Source organism: Bifidobacterium cuniculi (genome assembly GCF_000741575.1).
GTDB lineage: Bacteria > Actinomycetota > Actinomycetes > Actinomycetales > Bifidobacteriaceae > Bifidobacterium > Bifidobacterium cuniculi.
The window spans coordinates 534,842-548,441 of the sequence record NZ_JGYV01000001.1; the positions used below are offsets into that span (position 1 = coordinate 534,842).

Annotated in this window: 9 protein-coding genes; 7 read left to right on the plus strand and 2 right to left on the minus strand. The window is 65.2% G+C overall.

Annotated features, from left to right (window positions below):
* Window positions 1-8: 8 nt before the first annotated feature.
* Window positions 9-1,034, plus strand: a complete 1,026-nt coding sequence (locus tag BCUN_RS02410; protein WP_051920526.1) for a cation diffusion facilitator family transporter — start codon at window positions 9-11, stop codon at window positions 1,032-1,034.
* An 89-nt stretch (window positions 1,035-1,123) separates the two neighbouring features.
* On the opposite strand, the gene BCUN_RS02415 is transcribed toward BCUN_RS02410, so the two are convergent.
* Entirely contained in the window at window positions 1,124-2,725 is a 1,602-nt protein-coding gene (locus BCUN_RS02415) for an ABC-F family ATP-binding cassette domain-containing protein (RefSeq protein ID WP_033516390.1), read from the minus strand.
* A gap of 144 nt (window positions 2,726-2,869) precedes the next feature.
* On the minus strand, window positions 2,870-3,790 hold the full coding sequence (locus tag BCUN_RS02420; RefSeq protein WP_152598111.1) for a hypothetical protein: 921 nt from the start codon (window positions 3,788-3,790) through the stop codon (window positions 2,870-2,872).
* A 251-nt stretch (window positions 3,791-4,041) separates the two neighbouring features.
* Here BCUN_RS02420 and uvrA point away from each other — a divergent pair, with 251 nt between their 5' ends.
* The 6 genes from uvrA to BCUN_RS02450 all read left to right on the plus strand — a co-directional run bounded on the left by uvrA (window position 4,042) and on the right by BCUN_RS02450 (window position 13,526).
* Window positions 4,042-6,990: an excinuclease ABC subunit UvrA gene (uvrA, locus tag BCUN_RS02425; RefSeq protein ID WP_051920659.1), complete on the plus strand. Its 2,949-nt coding sequence runs from the start codon at window positions 4,042-4,044 to the stop codon at window positions 6,988-6,990.
* Window positions 6,987-9,284, plus strand: coding sequence for an excinuclease ABC subunit UvrC (uvrC, locus tag BCUN_RS02430; protein WP_051920530.1), 2,298 nt, complete (start codon window positions 6,987-6,989; stop codon window positions 9,282-9,284). Before uvrA ends, uvrC begins: the two co-directional genes overlap by 4 nt.
* 43 nt (window positions 9,285-9,327) lie before the next feature.
* Entirely contained in the window at window positions 9,328-10,221 is an 894-nt protein-coding gene (locus BCUN_RS02435) for a shikimate dehydrogenase (protein ID WP_033516389.1), read from the plus strand.
* Window positions 10,222-11,121 carry an RNase adapter RapZ gene (rapZ, locus tag BCUN_RS02440; RefSeq protein WP_033516388.1) on the plus strand — a complete coding sequence of 300 codons (900 nt, stop codon included), beginning with the start codon at window positions 10,222-10,224 and terminating at the stop codon, window positions 11,119-11,121. It abuts the gene before it with no gap.
* 141 nt (window positions 11,122-11,262) lie between these two features.
* Window positions 11,263-12,216, plus strand: coding sequence for a DNA-binding protein WhiA (gene whiA, locus BCUN_RS02445; protein ID WP_033516387.1), 954 nt, complete (start codon window positions 11,263-11,265; stop codon window positions 12,214-12,216).
* A 104-nt stretch (window positions 12,217-12,320) separates the two neighbouring features.
* Entirely contained in the window at window positions 12,321-13,526 is a 1,206-nt protein-coding gene (locus tag BCUN_RS02450) for a phosphoglycerate kinase (protein ID WP_033516386.1), read from the plus strand.
* Window positions 13,527-13,600 lie beyond the last annotated feature (74 nt).

Here is a 13,600-nt window from a genome sequence, read left to right on the forward strand (position 1 = left end):
AAGGCCTCATGGAGGATCAGGGGTCGTCGGTGCAGTCGCTTGCGCCTCGGACGGAGCCGGAGACGCCGCAGGTGCGTGAGGAACGCAAGCATGCCGGTGCGGCGGTGAAGGCGGCACTGCTGGCGAATATCGGCGTGGCAGTCGCCAAGTTGGCTGCCGCGGTGTTCACCGGTTCGTCGTCGATGCTGTCGGAGTCGGTGCATTCGATTGCGGATTGTTCGAATGAGGTGGTGCTGATCATCGGCGACCGGGTGTCCCGGCACCGCATGAATACGGTCCATCCGTTCGGCTGGTACCGCACGAAGTACTTGGCGTCGTTCGTGGTGGCGACGTTGCTGTTCTTCGTGGGCGGGTTCTTCTCCACGAGCGAGGCGGTCAAGAAGCTGGTGGCGGTGTCTGGCGACCCGGTGCTGCGTGATGCGAACCGCATGGAGTTGCTGGTGGCCTTGGCGGTGGTGGTGGTCAGCGCCTGCCTGGAGGGCTATGGGTTGCATCAGAGCATGAAGGAGGCCGATGAACGCATGGAGCGTACCTGTACGCCGAGGATGGGGATGTTCCGGTTCTGGAAGCATACGAAGTCGGCGGAACTGGCGTCGGTGATCATGGAGGATACCCTGGCGCTCATCGGCTTGGCGTTTGCGTTCCTGGGCATTGGTGCGGCCATCGTGTTCGATGATGAGATCTATGATGCCGCCGGCGGTCTGTGCGTGGGTGTGCTGCTGATGGTGGGTTCCCTGTTCCTGGCGTACAAGTCGGGTTCGTTGCTCATCGGCGAGTCGGTGGATGCGTCGACGAGGGAGCGCATCGTGGGTGCCGTGGAGGCGACGCCTGGGGTGGAACGCCTGATCAACATGCAGACGGTGCACATGTCGGAGGACAATGTGCTGCTGTGCGTGAAGGTGCAGACGTCGAAGCTGGACCGCGACTATGACGTGCAGACGGTCGACAAGATCGAGCGGAACGTACGTGAGGCGTTGCCGTGGTTCGATTTCGAGATCTATGTGGAGCCGGACATCGTGCGTGCCGGACGCTAGGTGCGGCTTACCGCATGTAGGAGGGCGGTGCCCGACGTTTCCGTCGGGCACCGCCCTCCTACATGCGCGGGGCAACGAGGCGGGTGTGGCTACTCTTCGGCGACGAGTTCGAGGTAGGTGTCGTTCCAGAGGTCTTCGTCGCCGTCGGGCATGAGCAGGACCCGTTCGGGGCGCAGTGCCTGCACTGCGCCTTCGTCGTGGGTGACCAGCACGATGGCGCCTTCGTACTTGCCGATGGCTTTGAGGATTTCCTCGCGGCTGGCGGGGTCGAGGTTGTTGGTGGGTTCGTCGAGCAGGAGCACGTTGGCGCGGCTGGTCACCAGGGTGGCCAAGGCGAGCCTGGTCTTCTCGCCGCCGGACAGGACGCGGGCGGGTTTGAAGGCGTCGTCACCGGAGAAGAGGAAGGAGCCGAGGATGGAGCGTGCCTGGGTGTCGTTGAGTTCGGGTGCGACGGCGCGTAGGTTGTCCAGGACGGTGGCGTCCAGGTCGAGGGTGTCGTGTTCCTGGGCGAAGTAGCCGATCTTGGCGCCGTGGCCGTAGTCGACCTCGCCGGTGTCGGGCTGGTCAAGGTGGGCGAGCAGGCGCAGCGTGGTGGTCTTGCCGGCGCCGTTGTAGCCGAGGATCACGACGCGCGACCCCTTGTCGATGGCGAGGTTGACGCCGGCGAAGACGATGTTGGAACCGTACGCCTTGGAGATGTCCTTGGCCATGATGGGGGTGCGTCCGCATGGTGCGGGTTCGGGGAAGCGGATGTCGGCGACCTTCTCCTGCCTCTGTGCCTCGGAGGTTTCGCTGAGCAGTTTCTCGGCGCGACGCATCATGTTCTGTGCGGCGACGGCCTTGGTGGCCTTGGCGTGCAGGCGGATGCCCTGCTTCATAAGGCGTTCGGCCTTCTTCTCGGCGACTTCGCGTTCACGGCGCCGGCGTTCCTCGTCGACGACGCGCTGGTTGAGGTACGCCTTCCACCCCAGGGAGTACATGTCGATCTGTCCGAGCTGTGCGTCGAGGTGCCAGACCTTGTTGACGACTTCGTCGAGCAGTTCCGTGGAGTGGGAGATGACGAGGAAGCCGCCCTCGTAGTTCTTGAGGTAGCCGCGGAGCCATTCGATGGAGTCGGCGTCGAGATGGTTGGTCGGCTCGTCGAGGATGAGGGTGTCCGCGTCGGAGAAGAGGATGCGCGCCAGTTCGATGCGGCGCCTCTGGCCACCGGAAAGCGTGCCCAGGGGGCGTTCCATGACCTCCTGGGGCAGTCCGAGGCTCGAATCCATGGCCCGCGCCTCGGCCTGCGCCGCGTATCCGCCGGCCTTCTCGAAGTCCTGCATGGCCTTGTCGTAGCGGTTCATGGCCTTCGTCATGACGTCCGGGTCGGGGTCAGTCATGTCTTTCTCCGCCTTGCGGATGCGCTTGATGATGGCGGCGATGTCACGTGCGCTCATCATGCGGTCCAGGGCGCTTTGTTCGGGGTCGGCGGCGTGGGTGTCCTGCGGCAGGTAGCCGAGCTTGCCGGAGACGCGAACGGTGCCCGCAGTGGGCAGCATGTCACCGGTGATGACCCTGGTGAGGGTGGTCTTGCCGGCGCCGTTGCGGCCGACAAGGCCGATCTTGTCCCCCTTGGCGACATGGAAGTCGGTGGGGTGCAGCAGCGTGCGTGCACCGATCTGAATCTCGAGTCCTTGTGCGTCGATTGCCATATGCCTGGTCGTGTCCTTCGCCTTGTCGCGTCAGCAATGGGTGCGCCCGTCGTCCTTCCATGTCGGAAGGACGACGGGCGCATTGCCCGCACACCATCATAGGGGCGCCATGCCGTACCGTCCAGTCAGCCGGCGGCGAGGGACCTACTGGTCGTCATCGTCGGTGTCGGCGTCATCGCCGGCGTGGCTTTCGATGACCATCGGACCGTCATGGGTACGGGTGCCGTCGGCAGGCGCATGCGCCCGGGCATCCAGGTCGGTCAGCCGAGGGGAGAAGCGGGACCATGGCACGTACATGAGGAGCATGGCGAGCGTGGCCAGGATGATGATCAGCACGGCAGTGACCTTGGAGACATCCATGAGGCGGAAGGCGATGCCCACCACGGACCAAACCGTCACCAGACCGTACACCCAGTCATGGTTCATGAAGCGCAGCGCGCAGGCGAGCGCCAGCAGCAACGCGGTCACCACCACGGTGGCGACCGCCTGCCCGGTGGAGGACAGGGGACCGTCCTTGGACAGGTAGTAGGTGGCGGCCCTGGCGATGTCGACGACGCATTCGACCATGATCCATGCGCCCCACAGCGAGAAGGGGATCCAGTCGATCCAGCCGTCGCCCTGGCGGCGGGAGAAGAAGAACAGCGCCCCCACGAGGACGGCTTCGACGAGTACCAGCGTGATGGCCGTGGGGTAGGATTCCACTTGCCAGGCGATCTGCCAGGCGATGCCCACGAGGCAGGCGGCGATGAGCAGGAGCACGGGCACGGTGAGTCCCATGAGGGTGCCGCCCTTGGGGGCCTTGCGGTGTTCGTGGGATTGGCGCAGCAGCCACAGGGCCGCCAGGACGAAGATCGGCACCCATATGAGTTGCACGTAGGGTTCGGGGGAGAACCAGGCGTAGACGGAACGTTTCCCGTCGTTGCCGAGTATGGAGCGCAGGAGCCCGGACACGGCGAGCGCCGTGCATGCCGCGAATGCCGCGAGGGATGCCCAGGCGACGATGAGTTCGGTGTCGCGTGGGCCGCGTCCCGGGGTCCTGGCCGGGTGTGTGTCGTGGGTGGTCATGGTCGTCATGCTCCTTGTGTGGGTGGCCGTGTCGTTACGGCGCCGGTGATGTCGGTTTCCACAGTAGGCGTCGTGTGCGTATCGTGCATGTCGGCCCGTGGTGTCGCACCGTGGACGGCATGTCGAACAATTGTTCGACATTGCGCCCGCGGTGCAGTATTCTGGGGGATGTCGTACTCTCGCTGTCATTGGAGGAATGAGTGACGGAACAACGTCATACCGCAGTGCCCGCGCCGGTCATCGAGCGCGTGATGTCGAGCGATGCTTTCCTGGCCAAGGAGCTTGCCAAGGCTCCCTTGCTTGAACGGGACGGTTCGCTGGTGGCTGACATCGGCCGGTTGCCGAAGGACCTCAAGATCGTGATCCAGGGGGCGCGGGAGCACAATCTCAAGAACGCGAACCTGGAGTTCCCGCGCAATCGCATGGTGGTGTTCACCGGCCTGTCGGGTTCGGGCAAGTCATCGATGGCCTTCGACACGTTGTTCGCGGAGGGCCAGCGTCGCTATGTGGAGTCCCTGTCGGCGTATGCGCGCCAGTTCCTCGGCCAGATGGACAAGCCGGACGTGGATTTCATCGAGGGCCTGAGCCCTGCGGTGTCCATCGACCAGAAGACCACGAACCGCAATCCGCGTTCCACGGTGGGTACCATCACCGAGGTGTATGACTACCTGCGTCTGCTGTTTGCACGTACCGGCATTCCGCATTGTCCCGTGTGCGGCGCGCAGGTTGCCGCGCAGACGCCGCAGCAGATGGTCGACCGGCTGCTGGCGCTGCCTGAGGGCACCCGGTTCCAGGTCCTGGCTCCCGTGGTGCGCGGCCGCAAGGGCGAGTTCGTGGAGTTGCTGGACCTGCTGCGGTCGGACGGGTATGCGCGTGCCATCATCGACGGGACGATGCACCAGCTGTCCGACGACATCAAGCTGACCAAGCAGAAGAAGCACACCATCGAGGTGGTCATCGACCGTCTGGTGGTCAAGGACGGGATCCGCCAGCGCCTGACGGATTCGGTGGAGACGGCGCTGCGCCTGGCGCACGGTGTCATGGCCGCCGATTTCGTGGACCGGGATGCGGACGATCCGCAGCGGCAGATGCCGTTCTCGGAACGCATGGCCTGTCCCAACGGGCACGCGTTGGAACTCGACGAGATCGAACCGCGCACCTTCTCCTTCAACGCGCCGTACGGCGCCTGCCCGGTGTGCACGGGCCTGGGCTTCTCCCTGGACATCGACCCGGAACTGGTGGTGCCCGACCCGGACAAGAGCCTCAACGAAGGTGCCATCGAACCGTGGATGATGACCAAGAGCACCGGCGACTACTACCGTCACCTGCTGGAGGGCCTGGCCGACGAACTCGGGTTCAGCATGGACACCCCGTGGAAGGACCTGCCCAAGGACGTCCGCCACGCCATCATGTACGGCAAAGATTTCAAGGTGACCGTCTCCTACCGCAACCGGTGGGGGCGCATGCGTGAATATTCCACGGGATTCGAAGGCGTGGTGCGGTCCCTCATGCGCCGCCACGACGAGACGGATTCCGACCAGCGCAAGGAATACTACGAATCGTACATGCGCGAAGTGCCCTGCTCGGCCTGCGACGGCAAGCGACTCAAGCCGGAGGTCCTCGCGATCACGGTGGACGGCAAGTCCATCGCCGACGTGTGCGACATGGCCGCCCAGGCCGGCCTGGAGTGGATCAACCACCTGAACCTGACGGGTGCCGCCGCGCAGATCGCCGGGGAAGTCGTCAAGGAGATCCGCGCACGACTGGGCTTCCTCAACGACGTCGGCCTCAACTACCTGACCCTGTCGCGTGCCGCCAAGACCCTGTCCGGCGGTGAGGCGCAGCGCATCCGTCTGGCCACGCAGATCGGATCGGGACTCGTGGGCGTCATGTACGTACTCGACGAACCCAGCATCGGCCTGCACCAGCGTGACAACGCACGGCTCATCGACACGCTGCACCACCTGCGTGACCTGGGCAACACCCTCGTCGTCGTCGAACACGACGAAGACACCATCACCGGTGCGGACTGGGTGGTGGACATCGGCCCGGGCGCCGGCGAACATGGCGGCCGCGTAGTGTATTCCGGCCCCGCCGACCACCTGGTCGACGCGCCCGACTCCATCACCGGCGACTACATCGCCGGACGACGCCGCATTGCCATCCCCGCCACGCGCCGTCCCGTGGACCGCAGTCGGCAACTGACCGTCGTGGGAGCCCGCGAGAACAACCTCAAGAACCTCACCGTCGACTTCCCGCTCGGCGTATTCACCTGCGTCACCGGCGTCTCGGGATCGGGCAAGTCGACCCTGGTCAACCAGATCCTCTACCCGGTCCTGGCGGACAGGCTCAACGGGGCACGCATCGTCCCCGGCAAGCACACCCGCGTCACCGGCGTGGAACTGTGCGACAAGGTCATCCACGTCGACCAGAACCCCATCGGACGCACGCCGCGCTCCAACCCGGCCACGTACACGGGCGTGTGGGACAAGATCCGCGCCCTGTTCGCCAAGACCCCCGAAGCGCAGGTACGAGGATACGGTCCGGGGCGTTTCTCCTTCAACGTGAAGGGCGGACGGTGCGAAGCCTGCCACGGCGACGGCACCCTCAAGATCGAGATGAACTTCCTGCCGGACGTGTACGTCGAATGCGAGGAATGCCATGGCAAGCGATACAACCGGGAAACCCTCGAGGTGACCTACAACGGCAAGACCGTGGCCGATATCCTCGACATGCCCATCGCCGAAGCCGCCGACTTCTTCCGTGCCTACACGGGCATCTCCCGCTACCTGGACACCCTCGTGCAGGTCGGCCTGGGGTACATCCGCCTCGGGCAACCCGCCACGACCCTCTCCGGCGGCGAATCCCAGCGCGTCAAGCTTGCCACCGAACTGCAGCGCCGTTCCACAGGCAAGACCGTGTACATCCTCGACGAACCCACCACCGGCCTGCACTTCGAGGACGTCAACAAGCTTCTCGGCGTCCTGCAAGGCCTGGTGGACAAGGGCAACACCGTCATCGTGATCGAACACAACCTGGACGTGGTCAAGTCCGCGGACTGGATCATCGACCTCGGTCCCGAAGGCGGCGAAGGAGGCGGCACCATCGTCGCCCAGGGAACCCCGGAACACCTCGTGCAATGCGATGGGTCCTGGACCGGCCAGTTCCTCAAGCCGCTGCTCGACAGGGACCACGCATGAGCGTCTTCGAACGCCACGCGCCCGGCACGTGGGCGCGTACGGCGCAAGGACTCATCGCCGCCCAGGAGGGTGCGGGCACCGACGGCACGAACGCCAACGGGGCGCCCCTCCTGGGCGACAGCCGCGACCTGTTCCGCCCCAAGACATCCGACATCCCCACCCAGCCCGGCGTCTACAAGTGGCGCGACGCTGACGGCCAGGTCATCTACGTAGGCAAGGCCAAGAACCTGCGCAACCGGCTGTCCAACTACTTCCAACCGCTGCACCAACTGCACCCCCGCACCCAGACCATGGTGCTCACCGCACGCAGTCTCGAATGGACGGTCGTCGGCACCGAACTCGAGGCACTCACCCTCGAATACACGTGGATCAAGGAGTTCGACCCCCGGTTCAACGTGGTGTTCCGCGACGACAAGACCTACCCATACCTGGCTGTTTCCGTGGGGGAGGAATTCCCGCGCGTGTGGATCACGCGGTCACGCAAGCAGCGCAACTCACGGTACTTCGGCCCCTACGCCAAGGTCTGGGACCTGCGCAAGAGCCTCGACCGGCTCCTGCGCACCTTCCCCGTGCGCACCTGCACGCCCGCGGTCTTCCGCAAGGCACAGCTGACGTCCCGTCCCTGCCTGCTGGCCTCCATCGGCAAGTGCTCCGCCCCATGCGTGGGACGCATAGACGCCCAGTCACATCGCAGGATGTGCGAGCAGCTCGTCGGCGTGCTCACTGGACGTGTTGGCAGGTCCTATGTCAACCAGCTGACCGCACGCATGAAGGAAGCGAGCGCCGCACTCGACTTCGAGCAGGCGGCGCGGCTGCGCGACGACATTGCCGTGCTGTCCACGGTCATGGAACAGAACGCCGTGGTCCTCGACCAGGATGTCGACGTGGACGTGTTCGGGTTCGCCACCGACGAACTGGAAGCGTCGTTCCATGCGTTCACGGTGCGTTCCGGCACCATTCGCGGCGAACGCAACTGGAGCGTGGAACGTATCGAACAGGTCGACGACAACGAGCTGATGGCCGACCTGATCGTGCGCGTCTATGCGGATATCGCGCGGGAATCCGGCCTGGGGGAGGTCGAGGAAACGCTGGCATCCCCGCAGGCAACGCTGCAGGTCAGCGAACGGCGCAACGCCTTGGCGCCGACGCAGCGGCTGGAGGCGACGGATGCCCGGGCGCGTGCGCAGGCAACCAAGGCCCGCAACGAACGGCAGGGGCAGACGGGCCGCGAGGACCTACTGGAACCGATTGCGCCGATTCCACGCCAGGTGTTGGTGCCGGTGCTGCCGGCACGGTCCGGGGAACTGGCTGCATGGCTCTCGTCGCTGCGAGGTGCCGCGGTGTCGATCGATGTGCCCCGGCGTGGTGCCAAGAAGCAGCTGATGGACCGTGCCGACCAGAATGCGCAGCAGGCGTTGCAGCGCAGCAAGATGAGCCGTATCAGCGACATCGGTGCGCGTACCGAGGCGATGAACGAGATTGCGGACGCGTTGGGCCTGCAGCAGGCACCTTTGCGCATCGAATGCTATGACATCTCGAATACGGTGGGTGGCGCCTACCAAGTGGCGTCCATGGTGGTGTTCGAGGATGGCATCGCCAAGAAGTCGGAGTACCGCCGTTTCGCGATCCGCGGCGACGACGGGCAGGGTGCACTGGATGACCTGGCCGCCCTCTATGAGACGTTGACGCGGCGTTTCCGCCACGGCAACGTCGCCGGTGACAGCGGCGAGAGCCTCGACAACGAACAGCGCGCCCGCGATGCAGGGTCGGACGGGCAGGTGGTGCAGCAGAACACGGATCGTCGGCATTTCGCCTACACGCCCAATCTCATCGTGGTGGACGGCGGCAAACCGCAGGCCATGGCGGCCTGGCAGGCCTTGCATGACTGCGGAGTCACGGACGTGGCGGTGTGCGGCCTGGCGAAACGCCTCGAGGAGGTGTGGCTGCCCGAGGACGACTACCCGGTCATCCTCAAGCGCTCCTCGGAAGGCATGTACCTGCTGCAACGGGTCCGTGACGAGTCCCACCGCTTCGCCATTGCCTACCATCGGCAGTCGCGCCGCAAGGGTGCGTTACGTTCCGCACTGGACGGCATCGACGGGGTGGGTCCTGCCCTGCAGAAGAAGCTCCTGGCCGCCTTCGGCTCCGTGCGTGCCATCCGCGCAGCCAGCGTCGAGGAACTCGAGTCCGTCCACGGCGTGGGCCGACGCAAGGCACAGGCCATCCACGACGCCTTGCACGGCGATGCCACCACGCAGACGCAGACCGATCCCTCACGGACACGGGACGTATAATGGGACATCGGCACTGTCACTTCGTGAAAGGATCCTGAGGTCCATGGCACCACGGCACCATGCAGCCGTCCTCGGCAGCCCCATCGGCCACTCCCTCTCTCCGGTACTGCATCAGGCCGCCTACCGTTTCCTGGGCCTGGACGGATGGGAGTACGGCAAGGCGGAGGTCGACGAGGAGCGCCTCGACGCATTCCTGCAGCACCTGAACGGACAATGGGTCGGCCTGAGCCTGACGATGCCGCTCAAGCGCAGCATCATCCCCTACGGAACCCCCCGCAACCTGTGGGCACGTGAACTGGGCGTGGCCAACACCGCAGTCTTCGACTGGCGGCACGAAGGCTCCGGTACGTCCCTGTACAACACGGATGTCTACGGCATCGCCCGCGCCTTCGAACAGTGCGGCGCGGTGGAGGGCACTGGATTGCATGGCCTGATCCTGGGCAACGGGAACACCGCAGCCAGCGCCATGGCCGCCTATGCATCCCTGGGCTGCGTGGATATGGTGAGTGTCGTCGCACGCCATCCGGACCGCAACCCGCAACTGTCCTTGCTGGGGCGGCGCCATGGCCTAGCTGTCGATGTGATTCCCCTGGAGAATGCGCCCGAAGCGTGCGCCCATGCAGACCTCGCCGTCAACACCATCCCCGCCGGCGGCGCCGACCAGACGGCGGCACGACTGCGCCGGCTGGGCATGCACGTGCACGGTACCCTGCTTGACGTGGTGTACGACCCCAGGCCCACTCCGCTCATGCAGGCATGGCGCGCCCAGGGAGGAACCGCGATCGGTGGCGAATGGATGCTACTGTATCAGGCAGTAGCCCAGGTGATGCTGATGACCGGCCGCGCACAGGGGCCGCACTACGACACCCACGGCAACGACCCACGGGACCATGCGCTGGAGGAGGCCATGGCCCAGGCATTGAAGGAGGCACTGTAGATGACCGATGAAAGCAACCATGCCAGTGCACCCGCCGAAGGCTTCGAGGTCATGCTCATCACCGGCATGAGCGGAGCCGGACGCTCCCATGCCGCACACAGCATCGAGGACATGGGATGGTACGTGGTGGACAACATGCCGCCACAACTCATGGTCCCCATGGTCGACATGATGACCTCCAACCCTTCCGGCGTGCACAAACTCGCCGCCGTCATCGACGTACGCAGCCGCGACTACTTCGCCGACCTCAACGCCGTCCTGTCCCACCTGGACGACCTGGGCGTGCGTACCCGGATCCTCTTCCTCGACGCCGACGACGACGTGCTCGTCAAGCGGTACGAGTCCGTACGCCGCCCGCACCCGCTCCAGCACGGCAACCGGCTCATCGACGGCATCCGGGAGGAACGCGAACTGCTGGCGAACCTCGAGGAACGCGCAGACATCGTCATCGACACCTCGCACCTGAGCATCCACCAGCTGTCCACGAAACTCTACAACGCGCTCATGGGGTCGGGACCGACCACCGTCTCCGTGCACATCTTCAGCTTCGGATTCAAATACGGCATCCCCATCGACGCCGACTTCGTGGCGGACGTACGGTTCCTGCCCAATCCCTTCTGGGTGCCGGAACTGCGTGAGCTCAACGGGCTGGACAGTCCCGTCAGCGACTACGTCCTCTCCAGCCAGGGCGCCAGCGACTTCCTCGATGCCTACGAACAGGCCATCCGCATCGCCATCCGCGGATACGCCCAGGAAGACAAGCACTATGTGACCATCGCCATCGGATGCACCGGCGGACAGCACCGTTCGGTGGCCATGAGCGAAGCCCTCGCCTCGCGCCTGCGCGCCCACGGCCTCTCAGTCAGCGTCTCCGCACGGGAACTTGACCGCCAGGCCTGACCGACAAGCCGTGGCGCATGATTCGCCGCACCCAATCATCCACCCCGTGATGTCCACGATGTTCGGTATCACGGATTGGCGGAGGCCCGTCGCGACACGCCGGTTTTCCGTCACGAGCACGAGCATGAACAGGAGGATCCTTTGGCTCTTCTCGATGAAGTCAAAAGCGAACTGTCCGGCATTGACGGGGAGATGCCCGCTGCCCAGAAAGCACAAGTGACGGCCATGCTCCGTTTCGGCGGCGGACTGCGCAAGGTCCAACGCAACATCATCGTGCAGGCGCAGTTCGATTCCCTCGACGCCGCCCAATGGCTGCAGGACGCCATCCTCCACCTCTACGGGCACGAGGCCCTGGTACGGACGGTCGACCATGCTACACCGCATGGCAACGTACGCCGCTACGTGGTCATCGTCGAACGCGGGGGAGTGGCCCTCGCCCTGCAGACAGGGCTCCTCGACCGACAGCGCCACCAGCCGGTGCCTGGACTTCCGCCCGAACTGGCCAACGGCAACATAGCCCAGGTCAAGACCATCTGGCGCGGCGCCTTCCTTGCGCACGGCGGACTGTCCGAACCAGGCAACGCCAGCTACCTGGAGATCGTGTGCCCCTCCAACGAGGCGGCACTTGCCCTGGTCGCCGCTGCACGCCGGCTCGGCATCAGCGCGCATCCACGCCAAGTACGCAGCTCCAAGCGCGTCACCCTGCAGGATCCCGACGCCATCGAGCGCATGCTCAACCTCATGGGCGCGCCCCGTTCGGCACGCGAATGGACCGGCAAGCGTTCGGACGGCGAGACCCGGAGCAAGGCGAACCGTCTCGCCAACTTCGACGACGCCAACATGCGACGCAGTGCCAAGGCCGCTGCCGAAGCCTGTGAGAAGGTCCGCAGGGCGTTCGACATCCTCGGCGACGACATCCCCCCGAACCTCAAGGCCGCAGGGCAGCTGCGCCTCGACCACGTCGATGCCAGCCTCGAGGAACTGGGACACCTCGCCGACCCGCCCATCACCAAGGATGCCGTGGCAGGACGCATACGTCGCCTGCTCCAACTCGCGGAGAAGGTCAACAAACAGGGCGGCCAAGCCGCCAAGTGAACAGGCACGGGGAATGTAGCCTCGTGCTGTAAGATGCGTAAGTGGCGGATCAACAAGCCAGGGGACCCGTGGATCATGCCGGGTTCCGAGAAAGGATCAATGCGATGAAGACACTCAAGGATCTGGGAGACCTCAAGGGCAAGCGCGTGCTGGTGCGCGCCGACTTCAACGTCCCGCTCGACGGTACGACCATCACCGACGACGGCCGCATCAAGGCAGCACTGCCCACCATCGAGCAGCTGCGCAAGGACGGCGCCAAGGTCATCCTCATGGCCCACCTCGGCCGCCCGAAGGGCAAGGTCGTCCCCGAACTCTCCCTCGCCCCGGTCGCCAAGCGTCTGAGCGAACTGCTCGGTTGCGACGTGGTGCTCGCCGAGGACACCTACGGTCCCGACGCCCAGGCCAAGGTCGCTGCCATGCAGGACGGCGACGTGGTGCTTCTCGAGAACGTGCGCTTCAACCCGGAGGAGACCAGCAAGGACGAGGCCGAACGCGCCGCCTACGCCAAGAAGATCGCCGCCCTTGGCGATGTCTTCGTCTCCGACGGTTTCGGTGTTGTCCACCGCGCCCAGGGCTCCAACTACGACGTGGCCGCCGACCTTACCGCAGCGGCCGGTCTCCTGGTCGAGAAGGAAGTCAGCGCCCTGTCGCGCGCCACCGAGAACCCGGAACGCCCCTTCACCGTCGTGCTCGGCGGTTCCAAGGTCTCCGACAAGCTGGGCGTCATCGAGAACCTGCTCGACAAGGCCGACCGTCTCGTCATCGGCGGCGGCATGGTGTTCACCTTCCTCAAGGCCAAGGGCTATGAGGTCGGCACCTCCCTGCTCGAGGAAGACCAAATCGACAAGGTCAAGGGCTACATCGAGACCTCGGCGAAGAACGGCGTCGAGCTCGTGCTCCCCGTGGACATCGTCGTCAACAAGGGCTTCCCCGCAGGCGACACCCCGATCGACCCGAAGGTCGTGCCGGCAGACCAGATGCCGTCCGGCGAGATGGGCCTCGACATCGGCCCCGAGTCCTGCAAGCTCTTCCACGACAAGATCGTGGATTCCAAGACCGTGGTCTGGAACGGACCGATGGGCGTGTTCGAGGTGCCGCAGTTCGCCGCGGGCACCCGCGCCGTGGCCCAGGCCCTGGTCGATGCCACCGCCGAAGGTGCGTTCACCATCGTGGGCGGCGGCGATTCCGCATCCGCGGTGCGCAACCTCGGGTTCCCGGAGGACGGTTTCTCGCACATCTCCACCGGCGGCGGCGCATCCCTCGAGTTCCTCGAGGGCAAGGAACTTCCCGGACTGAAGGTCCTGGACTGATCCCCCTCGTATGGCCGTGTGCGGACCGATCCGCACGCGGCCACGCCACATTCCACCTATCCTAGGGACTTTCC

Bases quoted from the DNA above. Each gene is read 5' to 3' on its own strand.
- BCUN_RS02410 (WP_051920526.1), top strand. From the start codon at position 9: ATGGAGGATCAGGGGTCGTCGGTGCAGTCGCTTGCGCCTCGGACGGAG.
- rapZ (WP_033516388.1), top strand. From the start codon at position 10,222: ATGACCGATGAAAGCAACCATGCCAGTGCACCCGCCGAAGGCTTCGAG.
- BCUN_RS02420 (WP_152598111.1), bottom strand. From the start codon at position 3,790: ATGACCACCCACGACACACACCCGGCCAGGACCCCGGGACGCGGCCCA.
- BCUN_RS02435 (WP_033516389.1), top strand. From the start codon at position 9,328: ATGGCACCACGGCACCATGCAGCCGTCCTCGGCAGCCCCATCGGCCAC.
- uvrC (WP_051920530.1), top strand. From the start codon at position 6,987: ATGAGCGTCTTCGAACGCCACGCGCCCGGCACGTGGGCGCGTACGGCG.
- BCUN_RS02415 (WP_033516390.1), bottom strand. From the start codon at position 2,725: ATGGCAATCGACGCACAAGGACTCGAGATTCAGATCGGTGCACGCACG.
- uvrA (WP_051920659.1), top strand. From the start codon at position 4,042: ATGTCGAGCGATGCTTTCCTGGCCAAGGAGCTTGCCAAGGCTCCCTTG.
- BCUN_RS02450 (WP_033516386.1), top strand. From the start codon at position 12,321: ATGAAGACACTCAAGGATCTGGGAGACCTCAAGGGCAAGCGCGTGCTG.